Here is a 16,257-nt window from a genome sequence, read left to right on the forward strand (position 1 = left end):
TCTTATGAACACCTTCGACAAACACGACTTAAGCGGCTTCGTTGGCAAACACCTTGTTTATACCTACGACAACGGCTGGAACTACGAGATTTACGTCAAAAATGAGACGACCCTGGATTACCGTATTCACAGCGGTCTGGTGGCAAACCGTTGGGTGAAAGATCAGCAGGCTTACATCGTGCGGGTAGGGGAGAGCATCTATAAAATTTCCTGGACCGAGCCAACCGGTACCGACGTCAGCCTGATTGTGAACCTGGGCGACAAACTGTTCCACGGCACCATCTTCTTCCCGCGCTGGGTCATGAACAACCCGGAAAAAACCGTCTGCTTCCAGAACGATCATATTCCGCTGATGAACAGCTACCGTGATGCGGGCCCGGCGTATCCAACCGAAGTGATTGATGAATTTGCCACAATCACCTTTGTACGCGACTGCGGTGCCAATAATGAAAGCGTGATCGCCTGCGCGGCCAGTGAATTACCGAAAAACTTTCCAGATAACCTGTAATAAGCGCGACAATTAACTAAATAGAAAAGTTCCCGGCTATTTCATATTATTTTGAAATGGCCGGGATTTTTTTTGTTTGTTGAGGATTGGTTTAAATGTTTCCATTTCAAAATGTTGCGGAAGATCACATCAAAAATATTTAATATAAAATTAACTTGTTGTTTTTCAATTGGCTGCTAGTTGTCTTATAGCGTTGTAAACGCTGTCTTAATTTTTCCCTAAGGAAAGAGAGCTACTTTGATATGAGTTTATGGTTCGTTGAAATAAGCGGGCTGGCATTTGGTTAATATCAAAAACATGCCATTTTGATTGCAAGGAAATTAATAATGAGTGATTTTCTGCCTTTTTCGCGGCCGTCGATGGGCGCTGAGGAAATTGCGGCGCTTCAGGACGTTTTGATGTCGGGCTGGATCACCACAGGGCCTAAGAATCAGCAACTTGAAGAGGCATTCTGTCAACTTACCGGGAATCAGCATGCGATTGCCCTCTGTTCCGCCACCGCGGGCATGCACGTTACGCTGATGTCGCTGGATATTGGCCCGGGCGATGAAGTTATTACCCCTTCCCAGACTTGGGTCTCCACGCTGAATATGATCGTATTGCTGGGCGCCACGCCGGTCATGATTGATGTGGACAAAGATACATTAATGGTGACGCCAGAAGCCGTGGAAGCCGCTATTACCCCGCGCACTAAAGCCATTATTCCCGTTCACTATGCCGGCGCGCCGTGTGATATCGACGCAATTCATGCCATCGGTGAACGTCACGGTATTCCGGTGATTGAAGATGCGGCTCATGCCGCCGGAACGTATTACAAAAACCGTCACGTGGGCTGGAAAGGAACGGCAATTTTCTCCTTCCACGCCATTAAAAACATGACCTGCGCGGAAGGCGGCCTGGTGGTCACGGATAATGCCCAGCTGGCACAGCGGATCCGCAGTCTGAAATTCCATGGCCTCGGCGTAGACGCCTATGATCGCCAGACGCACGGTCGCGCGCCGCAGGCGGAAGTGATCGCGCCGGGCTATAAATACAACCTGGCGGACATCAACGCCGCGCTGGCGCTGGTGCAGTTAGACAAACTGAAAGAGGCCAACAGGCGCCGTGAGGAAATAGCACAACGCTACCTGCGGGAGCTTGCCGATACGCCGTTCCAGCCGCTCACTATTCCGTCATGGCCGCATGTTCACGCCTGGCACCTGTTTATTATTCGCGTGGATGAAGCGCGCTGCGGGATCTCACGCGACACCCTGATGGCGGCGCTGAAAGAGAAAGGCATCGGTACCGGCCTCCATTTCCGCGCGGCCCACACGCAAAAATACTACCGCGAGCGTTTTCCTGATGTATCGCTCCCGAATTCTGAATGGAATAGCGCACGTATTTGTTCTCTCCCTCTTTTCCCGGACATGACTCATGACGACACAACCCGCGTCATTACCGCACTCCATCAGCTTGCAGGACATTGATATGTTCAGTGCACCGCCTGTACAAAAAGTATCCGTGGTCATCCCGGTTTATAACGAGCAGGAGAGCCTGCCCGAACTGATCCGCCGCACAACGGCCGCCTGCGACACGATGGGCAAGGCCTACGAAATTCTGCTGGTGGATGATGGCAGTAGCGATAATTCCGCGCTGATGATGACCGACGCCGCGCAGGCCGAAGGCAGCCACATCGTTGCCGTGCTGCTCAACCGTAACTACGGCCAGCACTCGGCGATTATGGCGGGGTTTAGCCACGTCACGGGCGATCTGATCATCACCCTGGACGCGGACCTGCAAAACCCGCCGGAAGAGATCCCGCGCCTGGTTGCCAAAGCCGACGAAGGCTATGACGTGGTCGGCACGGTCCGTCAGAACCGCCAGGACAGCCTGTTCCGCAAGCTGGCCTCCCGTACCATCAACCGTCTGATCCAGCGCACGACCGGTAAAGCGATGGGCGATTACGGCTGCATGCTGCGCGCCTACCGCCGCCATATCGTCGACGCCATGCTGCATTGCCACGAGCGCAGCACCTTCATTCCGATTCTGGCGAATACCTTTGCCCGTAAGGCAACGGAAATCCCGGTCCTGCACGCCGAGCGCGAGCACGGGGAGTCGAAGTACAGCTTTATGCGCCTCATCAACCTGATGTACGACCTCATCACCTGCCTGACCACCACGCCGCTGCGTCTGCTGAGCGTGTTCGGCAGCATCATCGCCGTGGCCGGTTTTGCGCTGTCCGTTCTGCTGGTGGTGCTGCGCCTGGTCTTTGGCCCGCAGTGGGCGGCGGAAGGGGTCTTTATGCTCTTTGCCGTGCTGTTTATGTTCATCGGCGCCCAGTTTGTCGGGATGGGTCTCCTCGGTGAATACATTGGCCGTATCTATAACGACGTTCGCGCGCGTCCGCGCTACTTTATTCAACGTGTTGTCCGTCAGGAACACAAAGCATCTCAAGAGGAAATTCACCCATGAAAGCTGTTGTATTTGCCTATCACGATATGGGGTGCACGGGCACGCAGGCCCTGCTGGAAGCGGGCTATGACATTGCGGCAATCTTTACCCATCCGGACACGGCTGGAGAGAATAACTTTTTCGGCTCCGTGGCGCGTATCGCCGCCGAGCGTGGTATTCCGGTTTATGCGCCAGACGACGTCAACCACCCGCTGTGGGTGGAGCGCATCCGCGCCCTCGCGCCTGACGTCATCTTCTCGTTTTACTATCGCAACCTGCTCTCCGACGAGATCTTAGGCCTGGCTGCAAAAGGCGCCTTTAATCTTCATGGTTCTCTGCTGCCTGCCTACCGTGGCCGCGCCCCGCTGAACTGGGTGCTGGTGAACGGTGAAACGGAAACGGGCGTGACGCTGCACCGCATGGTACGCCGTGCGGATGCGGGCGCTATCGTGGCGCAGCAGAAGGTTGCTATTGATGCGGACGATACCGCGCTGCAGCTGCATCAAAAGCTGAACGCGACGGCACAGACGCTGCTGCGCGATGCGCTGCCGGGCATCCTTAACGGCACCTTCAGCGAAACCGCACAGGACGAGAGCAAGGCAAGCTGCTTTGGCCGCCGCGCGCCGGAAGATGGTCGTCTGGACTGGAACAAACCGGCCCGCCAGCTGCACAACCTGGTGCGCGCCGTGACCGACCCGTGGCCGGGCGCCTACAGCTTTGCGGGCGTCAGCAAGTTCATCGTCTGGAAATCCCGCGTGCGTGACGACATTCCGGCGGCAAAACCGGGCACCGTCGTCTCCGTCTCCCCGCTGATTGTGAGCTGCGGCGAGCAGGCGCTGGAGATCGTTACCGGCCAAACCGACAACGGTCTGTACGTTCAGGGCACCCAGCTGGCGCAGTCGCTGGGGCTGGTGGCCGGGGCGCTGATCACCAGCGCGCCGGTGGTGGCCATCAAACGCCGTACCCGCGTGCTGATCCTCGGCGTGAACGGTTTTATCGGTAATCACCTGACCGAACGTCTGCTCAAAGACGATAACTACGAAATCTACGGCCTGGATATTGGCGCGGATGCGATCAGCCGTTTCCTCGACAACCCGCGCTTCCACTTCGTGGAAGGGGACATCAGCATCCACTCCGAGTGGATTGAATACCACATTAAAAAATGCGACGTGGTGCTGCCGCTGGTCGCTATTGCCACGCCAATCGAGTACACCCGTAACCCGCTGCGCGTGTTCGAGCTGGACTTCGAAGAGAACCTGAAGATCATCCGCGACTGCGTGAAATACGACAAGCGCATCATCTTCCCGTCCACCTCTGAAGTGTACGGCATGTGTACCGATAAGAACTTCGATGAAGACACCTCCAACCTGGTGGTCGGGCCGATCAACAAACAGCGCTGGATTTACTCCGTCTCCAAACAGCTGCTGGACCGCGTGATTTGGGCCTACGGTGAGAAAGAGGGCCTGCGCTTTACCCTGTTCCGTCCGTTCAACTGGATGGGTCCACGTCTGGACAACCTGAACGCGGCGCGTATCGGCAGCTCCCGTGCGATCACCCAGCTGATCCTGAACCTGGTGGAAGGCTCGCCAATCAAGCTTATCGAAGGCGGGAAACAGAAACGCTGCTTTACGGATATCAGCGACGGTATCGAAGCGCTGTTCCGCATCATCGAAAACAAAGATAATCGCTGCAACGGTGAAATCATTAACATCGGCAACCCGGACAACGAAGCGAGCATTCGCGAGCTGGCCGAGATGCTGCTGGCCAGCTTTGAGCGCCACCCGCTGCGCGATAAATTCCCGCCGTTTGCCGGCTTCCGCGAAGTGGAAAGCAGCAGCTACTACGGTAAAGGGTATCAGGACGTTGAGCACCGTAAGCCAAGCATTCGCAATGCGAAGCGCTGCCTGAACTGGACGCCGACGGTGAAGATGGAACAGACCATTGATGAAACGCTTGATTTCTTCCTGCGCACCGTGGAGCTGTCGGAACAGGTCTCATGAAAAAAGTCGGTTTACGCATTGATGTCGACACCTTCAGGGGAACGCGTGACGGCGTACCCAAACTGCTGGAACTGCTGAGCAAGCACGGCGTGCGCTCCAGCATTTTCTTCAGCGTGGGGCCTGACAACATGGGACGCCATTTATGGCGTCTGGTTAAACCGGCATTTCTGTTCAAAATGCTGCGCTCGCGCGCAGCATCCCTCTACGGCTGGGATATTTTGCTGGCCGGCACCGCCTGGCCCGGCAGACGCATAGGCGCGGGTAATGAAGCGGTTATCCGTGAGGCGGCACAGCATCATGAGGTGGGTCTGCACGCCTGGGATCACCATGCCTGGCAAGCCTGGGCGGGCGTCTGGGATATCCCGCGCCTGTCCCGTGAGGTCGAGCGTGGGATGCTGGAACTGGAGGCCATTATCGGTCAGCCCGTGCGCTGCTCCGCCGTGGCGGGATGGCGTGCGGATCAGCGCGTCGTGAAGGCCAAAGAAGCCTTTGCGTTTCGCTACAACAGCGATTGCCGCGGAACCGGGCCCTTTTTGCCGCTGTTGGGCGAAAATCGCTACGGTACGGTGCAAATTCCGGTCACGCTTCCCACCTGGGATGAAGTGGTCGGGCGCGAGGTGAAAGCTGATGAGTTCAATCGCTACATCCTGGACCGCATTCATCGTGACGCCGGTACGCCGGTGTATACCATCCATGCCGAAGTGGAAGGGATTGCGTATCAGCATGATTTCGACGAACTGCTGACGATGGCCGCTCAGGAAGGCATTGCGTTTTGCCCGTTAAGCGAGCTGCTGCCAGACGACCTCAGCACCCTGCCCGTGGGCAAAGTGGTCCGCAATGAACTGGCTGGCCGGGAAGGCTGGCTTGGCTATCAACAAACCGTGAGTCCGGTCCAATGAAAACAGCCCGTTATGGCTTAGCGCTTCTCGCACTGTTTATCGTTTACTACCTCATCCCGGTTGATATCCGCCTGCTTTGGCAGCCTGATGAAACGCGCTATGCGGAAATCAGCCGCGAAATGCTGGCCTCCGGAGACTGGGTAGTCCCGCATTTTTTGGGGCTGCGTTACTTTGAAAAGCCGATTGCTGGCTACTGGATCAACAGCATCGGGCAGATGCTGTTCGGGCACACGAACCTCGCCGTGCGCGCCGGGTCTATCTTCTCCACCGGTTTAGCGGCGCTGCTGGTCATCTGGATGGCCTGGCGTCTCTGGCGGGATAAGCGGACAGCCATTTTCTCCGGCCTGATCTTCCTGACCCTGTTCCTGGTGTATGGCATCGGCACGTATGCGGTGCTGGATCCCATCATCACCCTGTGGCTGGTGGCGGCGATGTGCAGCTTCTGGCTGGCGTCACAGGCCCAGACCGTTGCCGGAAAAGCGGGCGGCTATGTGCTGCTTGGGCTGGCCTGCGGGATGGGGGTGATGACCAAAGGCTTCCTGGCGCTGGCGGTACCGGTGATTGGCGTGCTGCCGTGGGTGATCGCCCAGAAGCGCTGGAAAGAGGTGCTGATTTTTGGCTGGCTCGCGATCCTGAGCTGCGTGCTGATTGTTCTGCCATGGGGGCTGGCGATTGCGCAGCGTGAGCCTGACTTCTGGCGTTACTTCTTCTGGGTGGAGCATATTCAGCGTTTTGCCCAGAGCGACGCGCAGCACAAAGCCCCGTTCTGGTACTACGTGCCGTTCCTGATCGCGGGTAGCCTGCCGTGGCTGGCGCTGCTGCCCGGCGCGTTCCGTCTCGGCTGGCATGACCGACAAAACGCGGGCGGCGGGTTCTATCTGCTGGGATGGGTGATAATGCCGCTGCTGTTCTTCAGCATCGCCAAAGGCAAGCTGCCGACCTATATCCTGCCGTGCTTTGCCCCGCTGGCGATCCTGATGGCGCGCTATGCCTGCCTCGCGGCGGAGAAGGGCGCCAGAGCGTTACGCATTAACGGCGGGATCAACCTGGCGTTTGGCGTTATCGGCATGGTGGCGGCGCTGGTGGTCTCTCCGTGGGGGTTCGCTAAGCATCCGGTCTGGTCCTCGGTTGAGCTGTATAAAGTGTTCTGCGCGGTGGTCGCGTTCCTCATCTGGGCCGCGGTCGGCTGGTTTACGTTCAGGCAGAGTCAGCAGCGCTGGTGGCTTGCGGCGCTCTGCCCTGCGGGCCTGGCGCTGCTGATCGGTTTTGCCATTCCTAACCTGGTGGTGGATTCCAAACAGCCGCAGTCGCTGGTCGACACCGTGCGCGAGCCGCTTCAGGACAGCCGATTTGTCTTGGCCAATAACGTCGGCCTGGCCGCTGGCCTGGCGTGGGAACTGAAGCGCAATGACATCACGCTGTTTGGTCAGAGTGGCGAGCTGCGCTACGGGCTGGATTATCCTGATGTGAAAGATCGTTTTGTCGGTAAAGATGACTTCGCGCAGTGGCTGGCTGAGCACCGTCAGCAGGGACGCGTATCGCTGGTTATCCTGCTGTCAAAACGCGATGACCTTTCGCGGGCGAATCTGCCAGAACCGGACAGCCTGTATATCCAGGGCCGTCTGGCCTACCTGCAGTATCTGCCGAAGTGATGACCTGGATCTGGCTGATACTGGCAAGCCTGCTCAGCTGTGCGGGACAGCTGTGCCAGAAACAGGCTACCCGTCCGGCGAAAGCCGGGCGGCGTGGCGTGCATATCGCGCTATGGCTTGGCCTGGCTCTGCTGGCGCTGGGCAGCGGGATGCTGGTCTGGCTGGTGGTGCTGCAGCGCCTGCCTGTCGGCATTGCCTACCCTATGCTGAGCCTCAATTTTGTCTGGGTGACGCTGGCGGCGAAGGTATTCTGGCGTGAAAACGTCGCCTTGCATCACTGGCTGGGGGTGGGGTTGATCATCATTGGGATTGTTATCCTGGGAGGGAGCCTGTGAAAGGGGCGTTCTGGGCCTTATGCAGCGTGCTGTTAGTCAGCGCCGCGCAGCTGCTGCTGCGCGATGCCATGCAGGCTCTGCCTCCGGTCAGCGAGATTCTGACGTTTATTTCCGCGCTGTGGCACGTCTCGTCCGGCACGGGCGCGCTGCTGCTGGGGTTGATGGGGTATGTGGCTTCTATGGGCTGCTGGTACCTGGCGCTGCATCGCATGGCCCTCAGCAAAGCGTATGCCTTGCTGAGTCTTAGCTATATCCTGGTGTGGGGCGCCGCGATCCTGCTGCCGGGCTGGGGAGAAAGCTTCTCCTGGCACGGGCTGGTCGGCGTCGTGTTTATTATGTTGGGTGTACTGGTGATTTTCCTGCCCCGACGTGGATAATCGACTCGGTGGTCAGGGTGTAAGGGGTCGACGTACAAACGGCCAGGCTGAGTGAGCCGATCTGCACCTGGCTGACCGAGTGCGACGGCGCCGTGCTGTCGATGCTGACAATCTGCCAGGCGCTACCGCCACGCTGTTTGATGATTGCCTCTTTTCGCGTCCAGATACGCCAGAAGGCGGCAAGCCGTTCCTCTGGCGCTTCGCGCTCAAGCTCATCATGCTCCGTCATGCTGAAGACGGCATTCGCTAACGCCTGCCAGTTCTTCCTGGGGCGAATTACTTCGATATCACAGCCGACTTCGCCTTCATCGCTCATCAGCAAGGCGATATCGTCACCGCTGTGGCTCAGGTTGAACCACAGCGGATGGCCCTCCGCAAAGGCCGGTTTCCCCTGCTCGCCGTAAATAATGTCGGGGAGCGGATGAGGGGATAACGCTCTGGCGAGCAGCATCCTGCCAGCCAGCCATGAGGCATTGCGAGCACCCTGAGGTGCGCTGTCTGCGAACGTTGACGCCAGCGGGTCCGCGCAAAGGGTGGATATTTTTCCCAGTACAAACTGGTACATAGTTACGCCCAGCGTTTAATGATAATCGAGGTGTTGATGCCGCCAAACGCGAAGTTATTGCTCTGCAGGTACTCGCAATCGATCTGGCGGGCTTCTCCCATAATATAATCTAAAGCACCACATTGCTCATCCGGTTGCCTTAAATTGAGTGTCGGGGCAAACCAGCCTTCACGCATCATCTGTAAACTCATCCACGCTTCCAGCGCGCCGCAGGCTCCGAGCGTGTGGCCAAAATAGCTCTTCAGCGATGAAATCGGCACGTTGTCACCATAGATAGCGGCAGTGGCCTGGCTTTCAGCAATATCACCGCGATCGGTGGCAGTACCGTGTGCGGAGATATACCCCATATCCAGGGCGCTTAGCCCCGCCATGGCCAGCGACTGCTCCATACAAATCTGCATGGTTTCACGCTGAGGCTGGGTGATATGGGCCGCATCACAGTTAGTGGCAAAGCCCACGATTTCGCCGTAGATAGTGGCTCCGCGCGCTTTGGCATGCTCCAGCTCTTCGAGTATCAGGGTGCCCGCGCCTTCCCCAATCACCAGACCATCGCGCTGCGTATCAAATGGCGAAGGGGTGGTTTTGGGTTCATCGTTACGCTGGCTGGTGGCAAACAGCGTGTCAAACACCGCCGCTTCAGACGGGCACAGCTCCTCAGCGCCCCCCGCAACCATAACGGTCTGATAGCCGTGGCGAATCGCCTCCCAGGCGTAGCCAATTGCCTGGCTGCCGGACGTACAGGCGCTTGAGGTCGGGATGACGCGGCCACGTAATCCGAAGAACAGTCCGGTATTCACCGCGGTGGTGTGCGGCATCATCTGCACGTAGGTTGTGCCGGTGATGTTATTGGTGTGCTTTTCGGTGAGCATAGTGGCGAATTCGCTGACGGGCCCGGTACTGCCTGTGGATGAGCCATACGCGATACCCGTTTGCCCATTGGTGAGCACCGCCTCGCCAATCAGCCCCGCCTGCTCCAGCGCCAGCTCGGTGGCGCGGGTCGACATCAGCGACACGCGGCCCATGGCGCGGATCCGTTTGCGGGTATAATGTTCCGGCAGCGTGAAGTCATCAATCGGCGCGCCCAGCAGGGTGTGCAGGCCATCATAGACCTGCCATTCCGGCATTTTACGCACCGCGTTTTCATACGCCAGCAGCCTGCTGGACACGGATTGCCAGTTTTCGCCAAAGGCGGTCACGCCGCCCATGCCCGTAATCACCACGCGACGCGTCATAGCATTCCTCCGTTAATGGAAATGACCTGGCGGGTGACGTAACCCGCAATATCTGACATTAGATAGCTTGCCAGCCCGGCGACCTCCTCAGCCTGGCCCATGCGTTTCATTGGAATGATGGACATCGCTTCTTTCAGCGCGGCCTCTTCCATTTCAATCATTCCGGTACCAATCAGCCCCGGCGCAATGCAGTTCACGGTGATTTTGCGTTTTGCCAGCTCAATCGCCAGCGCTTTGGTGGCACCGATAATGCCCGCTTTTGCCGCGCTGTAGTTCACCTGCCCGCGGTTACCCATCACGCCGGACACGGACGATAAGGTGATAATGCGTCCCCCTTTACGGGTGCCAATCATCGGCATAATGCAGGGGTGAATGACGTTATAAAAACTGTCGAGATTGGTGTGGATCACGCTGTCCCAGTCGTCTTCACTCAATGCCGGAAAGGCGCCATCGCGGGTGATACCCGCGTTGCTGACCACGCCATACCATGCGCCATGGGCTTCAATGTCCTGTTCCAGCACCTCGCGGCACTGTTCGCGGTTGCCCACATCAAACGAGAGTAAACGGCCGTTGCCGCCCGCCTGCGTGATGGCGTCCAGCGTCTCCTGCGCGCCTGCGGCATCACGATGGTAATGTACGCCTACGGTAAACCCGTCGGCGGCAAGCTGGCGGGCGATGGCGCGCCCTATGCCTTTGCTGGCCCCGGTGACCAGTACGGAACGACTCATGCGTTAGATCCCTGATTAAAAAGCGAGGTTAATTCTTCTGCGCTTGGCTGGAAGGTGTTGACCCGGCCCGTGGCCAGCGTCTCTTCATTAGCGGAAATTGCGCATTCAAAACTGCCGAAGCGTTCGTCCTGCATCAGCAGCTTAACGGTGATGTCCAGCGTCAAGCCTGCGGCGAAACGCCCGCTGGCGCAGATCAGTTCACGCGCGCCGAGCACCATGCCCAGCGCAATATGCTCCTGCCCCTGCTGCTGGCGATGCCAGCCGGACCAGACGCCGACGGTCTGCGCCATCAGCTCGAGCGCGTACCAGCCCGGCAGGTCGCCATCGGCATTCAGAAAGGGTGCCAGCACGCTTTGTCTGTCTATCGCGACGCGGCATACCGCCATGTCGTCCGTCACATTCTCAACGGACTCCAGCAACATCATGGGCGCATCGTGCGGCAAATAGGCTTCGGGTGATAAGTAGCTCATGACGCTCTCCCCAGCAGAATGCTGGCGTTGTTGCCGCCAAACGCGAACGAGTTAGACAGAATGACCGGCTTTGTCAGCGCGGTGCGCTGGTGCAGCAGACCGCACGGCGCCAGCGTGTCGTCCGGTGCGTAGCGGGCAAAGTCCTGCGGCGGTAAGGGCAGATCGCGCGTCAGAATCAGCCAGCTCAGGGCCGCTTCGGTGATACCGGCAGCGCCCAGCGTATGGCCGGTAAGGTGTTTAGTAGAGCTACAGGGCACGCTTTCCCCAAAGAGATCGTGTACCACCTGCGATTCAATCTGATCGTTAAGCGGCGTGGCCGTGCCGTGCAGGTTGATGTAGCCGATATCTCCGGGCTGCATACCCGCTTCGTTGAGCGCCTGCGTGATGGCCCTAATCGCCCCTTCGCCCTGCGGATGCGGAGCGGAGATATGGTACGCATCGCTGGATTCACCCGTCCCGAGCAGCGCCACGTCCGCGGGCTCACGGCTAAGCACCATCAGCGCGGCGGCTTCACCGATGGTGATCCCCCGACGGTCGCGACCAAAAGGCTCGCAGAGCGTAGGGGAGAAGGATTCAAGGCTGTTAAACCCGTTGACGGGCATCCGGCTCAGGGTATCTGCTCCGCCAACAATGGCGATGTCCACCAGCCCGGCTTCAATCAGACGTTTGCCGCCGATCATCGCCCGCGCGCTGGAAGAGCAGGCTGTCGAGATCGTATAGGACGGGCCTTCGAGCTGAAGCCAGTTGGCGAGGAAGCGGGACGGATCGCCGAGCTCCTGCTGCGGGTACTGCCAGTGCGTGCTCGCTTCGCCATGGGTCATGCGCTGCACGTGCTCATCGCCTTCATCCAGCCCAGAGGTGCTGGTCCCCAGCACCACGGCCACCCGATCGCGGCCGACGCGGGCGATAGCCTCGTCGACGGTCGACTGAATCTGCGCCAGCGCGGCCAGCAGAAGCTGGTTGTTGCGGGTGCGGTGTGCGGACAGCGTTTCCGGGATGGGCGGCAGTTCGCCTTCCACACCGCCCAGCACGGCGTCGGGTGAACCCTGTAACCAGCCGGTTCGGGCATGCATACCCGGCGCTACGCCCGTCACCAGGTTAGCAGCGATTTCATCATGCGAGTTGCCCAGCGCGTTGACCATGCCAACAGCGGAAATATAAATCATCTCAGTCACCCAGATATTGAATGGTGATGTGGTATTTAAAAACGTGTTGCTCGATGCTGATCGGCTCGCGCTTGCCTTTACGCTGCAGGTAGACAATTTCCGTCACCAGCTTGCCGCTGGCGTTACGCAGTTCGCGCCGATCGCGCGTGTCAGTCAGCGTCCAGCCCTTCGGCAACTGCGGCTGCCAGGCGCTAATCGGCCAGTGGCTGAGCATCACGTCGGCCAGCACCTGGCTGGCGGGCGGCAACTGCGGCACAACGATCGACTGCTCGGTATGAATACCGGTCTCATCGTACGTCGCCAGGAACAGACGAATGCCCACGGAAGAGAGCCCGGCCAACGTCACTTTATGCGCATCCGCGTTGAGCATCACCAGCAGGGACTGCGTTTGCCCGTTAAAGCTGCCGGTCAGCAGCTGCTGGGAGCTTACCGCCGGGCTAATGCCGGGCGGCGGGAGCGTAACGCGGGTTCCCGGCTGGAGCCAGGCCTGGGGACGCGTCTCTTGGGTATCGGTCGAATGGCTGCAGCCTGCCAGCAGCAGCGCCACGGTTAGCGCGACGGCGCGGTAAAAAGCGTTCATTTACGTTTTCTCTCTTTCTTATCCGGCATCGCCAGCGGCGCCAGCAGGAAGGCGGTAAAAATACCGCTCACCAGCACGATACCAAAGCTGCTAATGGCCTGCGTGGCGCTGAAGACGAGCATGCCCAGCGTCAGCAGCGTGGTCATCATCGCCAGCGTAATCGCCAGCATCGAGGTCAGCGGCGTGCCGCGCGGGTTGCTGAAAAACAGCGTGTAGTTAATGCCAATGCCGAGCACCAGCACCAGCGCCAGCAGTGAAAACAGGTTCACCGGGTGGCCCGTTGCGGCCAGTACCGCCAGCCCGCAGCTCAGCGACAGCACGGACGGCACCAGGCTTATCAGCCCCTTACGCCAGCCGAGGCGCACCATCGCCCCGCAGGCAATCACCCCCAGCGCGGCAAACAGGAGCCCCGTCAGCAGCGTGCGGTAGAGGGCAAACAGGGTGTCAAAACTGGCTTTGCGATCGACCCAGACGACACCGTCATGGCGCGCGGCCAGCTCGCCGAGGGCCGCGCTGTTTTTTGCGCCGTCCACCGGTACGAGCACGCCGCTTTGACCGTCGGGCAGGGTCAGCCAGAGCAGACGCCAGCCTTCGCTGGCCGGGCTTTTAAGCCACGCGTCCACGCTGACCGGCATGGCGTCCAGATTCGGGGAGACGGCGTTGAGCCCTGCGCTTTTCAGCACGTTCGTTACCGCAGGCGCGGCGTTTTGCAGCAGCGTAAGATCGCTTTTCTGTCGGGCCAGCGAGTTCAGCGGCAGGGTGCGCCAGCGGGTAATTTCTCCCGCTTTCTGCGCCTCTGCCAGCGCCGGGGTAAAGGCTTCCAGCCGCTCCAGCGTTTGCTGAGGCGAAGCGCCATGAACCACAAACCATTTCTGATCCACGCTCTGTCCGGTCAGGGCGGTAATGGCCTTCTCCTGCGCCAGAATATCTTTCGGCAACGCCTGCAGCTGGGCGATGTCGTCGTCCACCTTCAGCGTGCTTATTCCCACAGCGGAGAGCAGCGCCAGCGCGACGGGAAGACCAATTGACAGTTTTTTACTGCGTCGCCAGGCGGCCAGCCAGCGCAACATCAGGACCATAAAGGGAACCGGGCGCACCGGTAACCCGCGGCACAACCACGGATGCCAGAAAATCACCGTCAGGCAGGAGGCGCTGAGTCCCACGGCAGCGAACACCGCCATCTGGCGGATCCCGGGGAAGGGGGCCAGCATCATAATCAGGTAGGCGGCGACGGTCGTCAGCAGCGCCAGCAGCAGCGCATTGCGAACTTTGGCCAGGCTTTGCCAGGGAGTATGCTCCGCGCCGTGTACCATCCGTTCGGTCAGGTAGTAAAGCGTGTAGTCTGCCGAAATTCCGATGATGCTCATGCTCATCACCAGCGTCATCAGGTGCAGCTCGCCAAAGAGCAGCAGCGTCACCACCGTCCCCGCCAGCGCGCCGATGGCAATGGAGAGCACGCTCAGCAGCAGCGGGCGCAGAGAGCGGAACACCGCCACGATGAGCAGGAACACGCCAAGCAGGGTGGCGATACCCAGCGTCGAAACATCACGTTTGGCCTGCTGGCTGGCGTAATCGCTGTAGAACACGGTCCCGCGGGAAAGCAGCTGTGCCTGAGGGTAGCGGGCTTTCAGCGTCTCCTGCAGCGCGTTAAGCGTCGCCACAAGCCGGTGGGTCTGCTGCATATCAAATGATGAGCCCGCCAGCTCGCCGTGGAGCAGATACCAGTAGTTTCCCGCCTCATCTTTTGCGACCAGCCAGCCGTCCATCAGCCGCAGCTTCTGGCCGTTTTGCGCCAGAGCGAGCTGCGAGCCGCGCATCAGCATCAGGGGATCGTTTTGCAGCTCTTTGCCGCTGACGCCGGAAAAGGCCGAGTAGAGCTGAGATAAAATCCACTGCGCCTGCGCTTCTCCGCCGTTTTGCAGGCGGGCGCGGGTGGCGGGGTCAATCAGGCCATTTCGGTGCTGCCAGAAGAACTCTCCCCAGGCCTTTTGCCCGGCGGCGTCCATCGGGCCTTTGACCTCGCTGAGCGAATCAGTGCTTTGCAGCAGCGCCAGCCACTGCTGTGCCACGCGCGGATCCGGCTCTTTGCCGGGACTGACCAGCCAGACCAGCTGGCGGTCGAGACGCTGCATAAACCCGTCGTTGAGCGCCGGCGGGATCGCCCCCAGCGTCTGCTTCGGCAGCATGGCCAGCACGCTGCTGTTCAGTCGCGCGCCGGGCAGCAGCGACAGCAACACGCCCAGCAGAATCAGGCATAGCGTGGCCCACAGCAGCGCCGGGCGCAGGGATTTACGGTGCGGCAAAGCGTTGGCGTTCGTCATCGGTCAGGCTGGCGGGCGTCAGTTGGTGGCGAGAAAGGGCGATATCGGTACGGTCGCCCTGTTTGTCGTTGAGGCGAATCGTTTCCAGATAGGTCGCGCCCCCCAGATCGAGGGTGGCGAAAATCTTGTCCAGCGGCGTCGTTTTTGGCGTAAGCACCAGCGACCAGCGGCCCGCTCCCAGGTCTTTAAAATCGATGCGGAAGTTCTCTTCCAGCACCTTGCGGTCCGCCTGGAACAGGGCGCGCAGAAGATGGTTGAACTGGAACATCTGCGGATTATTGTCGGCAGTGATGGTTTGCGGCGGCTGGCCGTTAATCGCCTGCACCATCCGCTTGTCGTCCAGCAGGAGCGTCATCGGAAACGGCGCTTTTTGATCCCACAGCAGGCCGCTGTCGCGGGCGATCAGCATTTCGCCCTGCGAGCGCAGCGGCTGCGGCATATCTTTTATCGTGCGAACCTGTTCGAAGTGCGCGCGCACCACGGGCTGCTCGGTGAAGCGCTGCTGCAGCTCATCCAGCGTCACGGCGCTGACCAGCGGGCTGACGATCAGCGCCAGTAAAGGCAACCATTTCATGGTGATACTCCCATACGTTCAAACAGTATTGCCGGGCTTACAAAGCACATTTCGCGGGTCGCTTCTTCCACCGCCACCTGAATGGTGTAACCGGTGGTCGTGCGTTTGCCGGTCTGCGCATCGAAAATTTGATAGGCAATGCGCAGGCGGTTTTCATACTCTTCAATGTGCGCGCGGACGCGAATACGCTGCTCAAAGGTCACCGCATCGCGGTATTTCACCCGGGTGTCGACGACGGGCCAGACGTAGCCGGAGGCCTTCATCTGGCGATAGCCATAATCGAACTGATTGAGCAGCGCCTCGCGGGCGATCTCAAAGTAGCGGAAATAGTTACCGTGCCAGACCACGCCCATCATATCGACGTCGTGGAACGGAACGGTGATCTCGACTTCAGTCGTAAAGCGGGGATCGGTCAGCACC

The 16,257-nt window shown here is 59.4% G+C and carries 17 protein-coding genes; 8 read left to right on the forward strand and 9 right to left on the reverse strand.

Annotation, left to right across the window (positions count from 1 at the left end; translation table 11 throughout):
* Nucleotides 1-4: 4 nt before the first annotated feature.
* The 8 genes from N6P30_RS07525 to arnF all read left to right on the forward strand — a co-directional run bounded on the left by N6P30_RS07525 (nucleotide 5) and on the right by arnF (nucleotide 8,201).
* Nucleotides 5-508, forward strand: coding sequence for a phenolic acid decarboxylase (locus tag N6P30_RS07525; RefSeq protein WP_008503103.1), 504 nt, complete (start codon nucleotides 5-7; stop codon nucleotides 506-508).
* 326 nt (nucleotides 509-834) lie between these two features.
* A complete protein-coding gene (arnB, locus tag N6P30_RS07530; RefSeq protein ID WP_023294745.1) occupies nucleotides 835-1,974 on the forward strand; it encodes a UDP-4-amino-4-deoxy-L-arabinose aminotransferase in 1,140 nt (379 codons plus the stop codon).
* Between the two features lies 1 nt (nucleotide 1,975).
* On the forward strand, nucleotides 1,976-2,959 hold the full coding sequence (arnC, locus tag N6P30_RS07535; RefSeq protein WP_032676981.1) for an undecaprenyl-phosphate 4-deoxy-4-formamido-L-arabinose transferase: 984 nt from the start codon (nucleotides 1,976-1,978) through the stop codon (nucleotides 2,957-2,959).
* Nucleotides 2,956-4,938, forward strand: a complete 1,983-nt coding sequence (gene arnA, locus N6P30_RS07540; RefSeq protein ID WP_008503100.1) for a bifunctional UDP-4-amino-4-deoxy-L-arabinose formyltransferase/UDP-glucuronic acid oxidase ArnA — start codon at nucleotides 2,956-2,958, stop codon at nucleotides 4,936-4,938. The genes arnC and arnA overlap by 4 nt, the downstream gene beginning before the upstream one ends.
* On the forward strand, nucleotides 4,935-5,837 hold the full coding sequence (gene arnD / locus N6P30_RS07545) for a 4-deoxy-4-formamido-L-arabinose-phosphoundecaprenol deformylase (protein ID WP_023294743.1): 903 nt from the start codon (nucleotides 4,935-4,937) through the stop codon (nucleotides 5,835-5,837). The genes arnA and arnD overlap by 4 nt, the downstream gene beginning before the upstream one ends.
* Nucleotides 5,834-7,489: a lipid IV(A) 4-amino-4-deoxy-L-arabinosyltransferase gene (arnT, locus tag N6P30_RS07550; protein ID WP_023294742.1), complete on the forward strand. Its 1,656-nt coding sequence runs from the start codon at nucleotides 5,834-5,836 to the stop codon at nucleotides 7,487-7,489. Before arnD ends, arnT begins: the two co-directional genes overlap by 4 nt.
* On the forward strand, nucleotides 7,489-7,824 hold the full coding sequence (gene arnE, locus N6P30_RS07555) for a 4-amino-4-deoxy-L-arabinose-phosphoundecaprenol flippase subunit ArnE (RefSeq protein WP_023294741.1): 336 nt from the start codon (nucleotides 7,489-7,491) through the stop codon (nucleotides 7,822-7,824). Before arnT ends, arnE begins: the two co-directional genes overlap by 1 nt.
* Nucleotides 7,821-8,201: a 4-amino-4-deoxy-L-arabinose-phosphoundecaprenol flippase subunit ArnF gene (gene arnF, locus N6P30_RS07560; RefSeq protein WP_008503096.1), complete on the forward strand. Its 381-nt coding sequence runs from the start codon at nucleotides 7,821-7,823 to the stop codon at nucleotides 8,199-8,201. Before arnE ends, arnF begins: the two co-directional genes overlap by 4 nt.
* Here arnF and acpT read toward each other — a convergent pair.
* Genes acpT through N6P30_RS07605 form a run of 9 tightly spaced genes read right to left on the reverse strand, consistent with a single transcriptional unit; the run spans nucleotide 8,158 to nucleotide 16,256 of the window.
* Nucleotides 8,158-8,766: a 4'-phosphopantetheinyl transferase AcpT gene (gene acpT, locus N6P30_RS07565; protein WP_021242167.1), complete on the reverse strand. Its 609-nt coding sequence runs from the start codon at nucleotides 8,764-8,766 to the stop codon at nucleotides 8,158-8,160. The genes arnF and acpT overlap by 44 nt on opposite strands.
* Nucleotides 8,767-8,768: 2 nt before the next feature.
* Entirely contained in the window at nucleotides 8,769-9,998 is a 1,230-nt protein-coding gene (locus N6P30_RS07570; protein ID WP_021242168.1) for a beta-ketoacyl-ACP synthase, read from the reverse strand.
* Nucleotides 9,995-10,726, reverse strand: coding sequence for a 3-ketoacyl-ACP reductase FabG2 (locus N6P30_RS07575; RefSeq protein ID WP_023294740.1), 732 nt, complete (start codon nucleotides 10,724-10,726; stop codon nucleotides 9,995-9,997). Before N6P30_RS07575 ends, N6P30_RS07570 begins: the two co-directional genes overlap by 4 nt.
* Nucleotides 10,723-11,196, reverse strand: coding sequence for a 3-hydroxy-fatty acyl-ACP dehydratase (locus tag N6P30_RS07580; RefSeq protein ID WP_008503092.1), 474 nt, complete (start codon nucleotides 11,194-11,196; stop codon nucleotides 10,723-10,725). Before N6P30_RS07580 ends, N6P30_RS07575 begins: the two co-directional genes overlap by 4 nt.
* A complete protein-coding gene (locus N6P30_RS07585) occupies nucleotides 11,193-12,362 on the reverse strand; it encodes a beta-ketoacyl-[acyl-carrier-protein] synthase family protein (RefSeq protein WP_023294739.1) in 1,170 nt (389 codons plus the stop codon). The genes N6P30_RS07580 and N6P30_RS07585 overlap by 4 nt, the downstream gene beginning before the upstream one ends.
* Nucleotide 12,363: 1 nt before the next feature.
* Nucleotides 12,364-12,942, reverse strand: a complete 579-nt coding sequence (locus N6P30_RS07590) for a DUF3261 domain-containing protein (protein WP_023294738.1) — start codon at nucleotides 12,940-12,942, stop codon at nucleotides 12,364-12,366.
* Nucleotides 12,939-15,263, reverse strand: coding sequence for an MMPL family transporter (locus tag N6P30_RS07595; RefSeq protein ID WP_023294737.1), 2,325 nt, complete (start codon nucleotides 15,261-15,263; stop codon nucleotides 12,939-12,941). The genes N6P30_RS07590 and N6P30_RS07595 overlap by 4 nt, the downstream gene beginning before the upstream one ends.
* Nucleotides 15,232-15,837 (reverse strand): LolA family protein, encoded by a 606-nt coding sequence (locus N6P30_RS07600; protein ID WP_008503088.1) that lies wholly within the window; start codon nucleotides 15,835-15,837, stop codon nucleotides 15,232-15,234. Before N6P30_RS07600 ends, N6P30_RS07595 begins: the two co-directional genes overlap by 32 nt.
* Nucleotides 15,834-16,256, reverse strand: coding sequence for an acyl-CoA thioesterase (locus tag N6P30_RS07605; protein WP_021242171.1), 423 nt, complete (start codon nucleotides 16,254-16,256; stop codon nucleotides 15,834-15,836). Before N6P30_RS07605 ends, N6P30_RS07600 begins: the two co-directional genes overlap by 4 nt.
* Between the last annotated feature and the right edge of the window lies 1 nt (nucleotide 16,257).

This window comes from Enterobacter sp. PL1, from assembly GCF_945957325.1.
In the GTDB taxonomy this organism is placed as follows: domain Bacteria; phylum Pseudomonadota; class Gammaproteobacteria; order Enterobacterales; family Enterobacteriaceae; genus Enterobacter; species Enterobacter roggenkampii.